Source organism: Succinivibrio sp. (assembly GCF_045124615.1).
Classification (GTDB): domain Bacteria; phylum Pseudomonadota; class Gammaproteobacteria; order Enterobacterales; family Succinivibrionaceae; genus Succinivibrio; species Succinivibrio faecicola.
In genome coordinates, this window is sequence record NZ_JBGVMC010000104.1 from 1 (window position 1) to 4,296 (window position 4,296).

General features: G+C 39.9%; 4 protein-coding genes. 1 reads left to right on the forward strand and 3 read right to left on the reverse strand.

The genetic code is table 11. The features are described from left to right. On the forward strand, positions 1-597 hold a 597-nt coding region (locus ACJML3_RS02940; RefSeq protein ID WP_406020459.1), incomplete at its 5' end, for a hypothetical protein. A gap of 99 nt (positions 598-696) precedes the next feature. On the opposite strand, the gene purF is transcribed toward ACJML3_RS02940, so the two are convergent. From purF to serS, 3 genes are read right to left on the reverse strand one after another with little or no spacing between them, the layout of a single operon-like run. Next, positions 697-2,220 carry an amidophosphoribosyltransferase gene (purF, locus tag ACJML3_RS02945; protein WP_406020461.1) on the reverse strand — a complete coding sequence of 508 codons (1,524 nt, stop codon included), beginning with the start codon at positions 2,218-2,220 and terminating at the stop codon, positions 697-699. A 2-nt stretch (positions 2,221-2,222) separates the two neighbouring features. Then, the gene (locus tag ACJML3_RS02950) at positions 2,223-2,723 is read right to left on the reverse strand and encodes a CvpA family protein (protein ID WP_406020463.1); all 501 of its coding nucleotides are present in this window, start codon (positions 2,721-2,723) and stop codon (positions 2,223-2,225) included. Further along, positions 2,723-4,030, reverse strand: a complete 1,308-nt coding sequence (gene serS / locus ACJML3_RS02955; protein WP_406020465.1) for a serine--tRNA ligase — start codon at positions 4,028-4,030, stop codon at positions 2,723-2,725. The genes ACJML3_RS02950 and serS overlap by 1 nt, the downstream gene beginning before the upstream one ends. Positions 4,031-4,296 lie beyond the last annotated feature (266 nt).

Below are 4,296 nucleotides of genomic sequence, written 5' to 3' on the forward strand. Positions count from 1 at the left end.
ATTTACCAGGGTGATGAACTAGGTGATGTAATTGATAAATACCAGGTAGGCCCTCGCGGACTGATTCCATTTAATGCACTAAAGGATCGTCATGTAAGCGTAAACTCTGCTGAAACACAGGGCATCATTTCAGAGCTTGCGTCACTAAGACATTCAAATCCAGCCTTCTCAAGAGGCTCTATGCTGTTTATCTGTGCTGGTGGAGCTTACTTTGGCTATACAAGACTGTATGAGGACAGATTTGCAATTGTTCTGGTTAATGCATCAAGACAACAGATAAAGGTAGAACAAGGCTCAATGCTCTTCCCTCTTCTTGCATCAATGTATATGCCTGAAGACTGTGGTACTGATAACAGTGCCGATACTGGTGAAGATCTGTTAATCCCACTATCTGGCAGAAATGTAAGACGCAGTGATCATGGTGAAGGTCTAGAAGGTCTGTATGAGCTTTTAAGCCGTGAAAAACTGATTGTTAAATCATACGGTTCAACTAAGACAAATCCAGAATTTGAAGCTAAGATCCTAAAGGAGTTATTTGCAGGAAAACAGCTGACAATTCCTCCAAGATCAACTGTTGTAATTTCCAACAAGAAATAAAATCAGTTATTTCAAAAACAAAAAGCCACGTTCGAGGCTTTTTGTTTTTGCTTAATAAAAACGCCAGTATTATCTGGCGTTTTTTGACTTATCTTTCTATTAAGCTTGAATATTGAAGATATCTAACTGCTCTGAGTCTGATGAATCTTTCCAGGCTTTATCTGCCTTTGCATCATCACTTCTCTGCTTTTCGATATTCTCAAAATAATCATCTGATGGTGGAACTACATACTTACCTGTAAAGATTGAAGTTTCAAACTTGGTAAGTGATGGATTCTCTTCAGTTACAGATGCAATCAGATCATCTAGCTTCTGATAGATTAAAGCATCTGCCTTGATTTCCTTAGCGATTTCCTCATTGGTTCTGCCATAAGCGATAAGCTCCTTAGAGGTTGGCATATCGATACCATAAATGTTTGGATAGCAGATCTCAGGGGATGCTGAAGCGAAGTAAACCTGTTTTGCACCAGCTTCACGAGCCATTTCAACAATCTGAAGTGAGGTTGTACCACGTACGATTGAATCATCAACTAACAGTACATTCTTTCCTTCAAACTCTGCAGGAATTGGGTTTAACTTGTTGCGAACAGACTTCTTACGCTGCTTCTGACCTGGCATAATGAAGGTTCTACCAATATAACGGTTCTTAACAAAGCCCTGACGGTATGGAACACCTAATGTACGAGCAATCTGAACTGCAATATCAACTGAAGTATCAGGAATAGGAATTACAACGTCAATCTTAAGATCATTGTGTTCTTTCTGGATCTGCTCTGCTAGCTTGGTACCCATACGAACACGGCTTGCATAAACTGATACACCATCAATGATACTATCAGGTCTTGCAAAATATACATACTCAAAGATACATGAGTTCAGTGTTGGGTTCTTTGCACAGATCTTAGAATATAACTGACCATCTTTAGTAATTAAAAGAGCTTCACCTGGCTGTACATCACGAACTAAAGTGAAACCGGAAACATCAAGAGCAACGCTCTCTGAAGCTACCATGTACTCAGTCTTTCCATCAGATGTAACCTTCTCACCTAAAACCATAGGACGAATACCGTATGGATCTCTAAAAGCAACAAGACCAACACCTAAAACAAGGCTTACTACAGCATAACCGCCCTTGATCTCATCATATACACCAGAAACGGCTGAGAAGATATCTTCAGGAGATGGAATATCCTTATCGATTGCAGATACTTTCCAGGCAAAGATATTTAATAGAATTTCTGAATCTGACTGAGTGTTTACATGACGACGAGCCTGTTTACACTTCTCTTTTAATTCTCTTGAATTGATTAGATTGCCGTTATGGGCAAGAGCGATTCCGTATGGAGAGTTTACATAGAATGGCTGAGCTTCTGCTGCTGAAGAAGAACCTGCTGTTGGGTAACGGTTATGAGCAATACCCATGTTGCCGGTCAGCCGTAACATATGTCTTTGTGAAAAGACCTCTGTTACCATACCGTTTGCTTTTCTCTGATGGAAATTATCATTCTCATCTACAGTAACAATACCAGCGGCATCCTGTCCACGGTGCTGCAGAACCTGCAGTGAATTATATAAAGATAAATTTACAGGAGAGGTTCCTACAATACCAACCACACCACACATAACTATGCTCCAGTTTCAGGGGTTCCCACATAAATGAAGAACCAGTTAACAATTCTTTGTAATTCAGGTACGAAGACAGAATTTCTGTACCAGTCGTAATCTTGAATGAATGTAAGTATATGCAGTCTGAAAAGGATCTGACCTAAAGCCAGTACGGCACATACAATTAAAACACCACGACCAATTCCAAAGGCAACACCAAGCAGTCTGTCAAAACCAGAAAGACCAACTTTCTTTACAAGATTTGATATCACACTTGAGATCAAGCCAAGTACTAAAAGTGAACCAATGAAAACAAGGATGCTCGCTACAGCTTTTCTTGTAAGAGCATCATTTGAAAAGGTCATATAAGGTGCAACAAAAGAATAACAGCGGCTTGACAAGACAAAAGCCACTACCCATGACAGGATAGAAGTTGCTTCTTTTATAAAGCCTCTGAAAACAGAGATCACTGCAGATGCAGACACTACAGCGATCATTATCCAGTCAAGAATGCTTAGCATTAAACAGTCTCTTTTGAAATTACTTCAAGACCGTTCATGTACTTGCGTAAAACCTTTGGTACAGTGATAGAACCATCTGCATTCTGATAGTTTTCCATAACTGCAACAAGAGTACGACCAACTGCAAGACCTGAGCCATTAAGAGTATGTACAAGCTCTACCTTACCATCTTTACGACGTAAACGAGCCTGCATACGACGAGCCTGGAAATCAACACAGTTTGAACATGATGAAATCTCACGGTAGCAGTTCTGAGCTGGTAGCCAAACTTCAAGATCATAAGTCTTTGCAGAGCTAAAGCCCATATCACCGGTGCTCAGTGCAACTACATGATAAGGAAGCTCTAAAGCCTGAAGTACAGCCTCAGCATCATTAGTTAACTGCTCTAAAGCCTGCCATGAATCTTCAGGTTTAACAATCTGTACCATTTCAACCTTATCGAACTGATGCATTCTGATAAGACCACGGGTATCTCTACCTGCAGAGCCAGCCTCTGATCTGAAACATGGGGTATGAGCTGTAACCTTGATAGGTAAATCCTGCTCAGGAATGATCTCGTCACGAACCATGTTTGTCAGTGGAACTTCTGCTGTAGGAATCAGACAGAAATGATGATTTACACCATCACCGTCACAGGTACCATCTAAAGTGGTGTGGAACAGATCTTCGGCAAACTTTGGCATCTGACCTGTACCATATAAAGAATCCATATTTACAAGATATGGAGTATAAACCTCGGTATACCCCTGATCCTGATGAAGATCAAGCATAAGCTGAACAAGTGCACGGTGAAGCTTGCAGATTGCACCCTTCATAAATGAGAATCTTGCACCTGATACCTTTCTTGCTGTATCAAAATCAAGTAAACCTAAACCTTCACCTAAAGCAACATGATCCTTTACCTCAAAATCAAACTGCTTTGGAGTACCCCACTTTCTTACTTCAACGTTGAAAGTCTCATCTTCACCAAGTGGGCAAGAATCATCAGGAAGATTTGGAATTCTTAAAGCGATATCATTAATCTGCTTTAATACTTCATCCTGTTTAGCTTTTACTTGCTCAAGCTCTTTAGAAATCTCTGCAACCTGAGCTTTGATTGGTTCAACATCCTGACCTGCCTTTATAGCATGGCCGATGCTCTTGGATAATGAATTACGCTGAGCCTGAAGATCCTGAGTACGGGTCATGGAATCTTTTCTTAAGGTCTCAAGCTCGGTTAATTTAGCTACATCTAAAGTGAATTTTCTTTTTGCTAGGCGCTGTGCGGCCTCTTCAATGTCAGCGCGCAGATATCTTGAATCAAGCATGAATAATTGCCATTTACTTAAAAATTAAACCTTTACAAATTACATCACAATGTAATTTTTCACGCGGTAATTTTACCATAAATGAAAAATATTTTAAGAGCTATTAGAACAAAAAGCAGAGCGAAAAATTAGCGGTGTTTTGTATACCTGCCTACAAATCCGTCCTTATAGCGTTTGTTTTTTGATATCCTGTCTCTGTGGTCAAGATATTCAACCTTCTTTGAAAGATTTATCTCAAGACCTCTGTCAGATGGATGATAATATCT

Bases quoted from the DNA above. Each gene is read 5' to 3' on its own strand.
- ACJML3_RS02950 (WP_406020463.1), bottom strand. From the start codon at position 2,723: ATGCTAAGCATTCTTGACTGGATAATGATCGCTGTAGTGTCTGCATCT.
- purF (WP_406020461.1), bottom strand. From the start codon at position 2,220: ATGTGTGGTGTGGTTGGTATTGTAGGAACCTCTCCTGTAAATTTATCT.
- serS (WP_406020465.1), bottom strand. From the start codon at position 4,030: ATGCTTGATTCAAGATATCTGCGCGCTGACATTGAAGAGGCCGCACAG.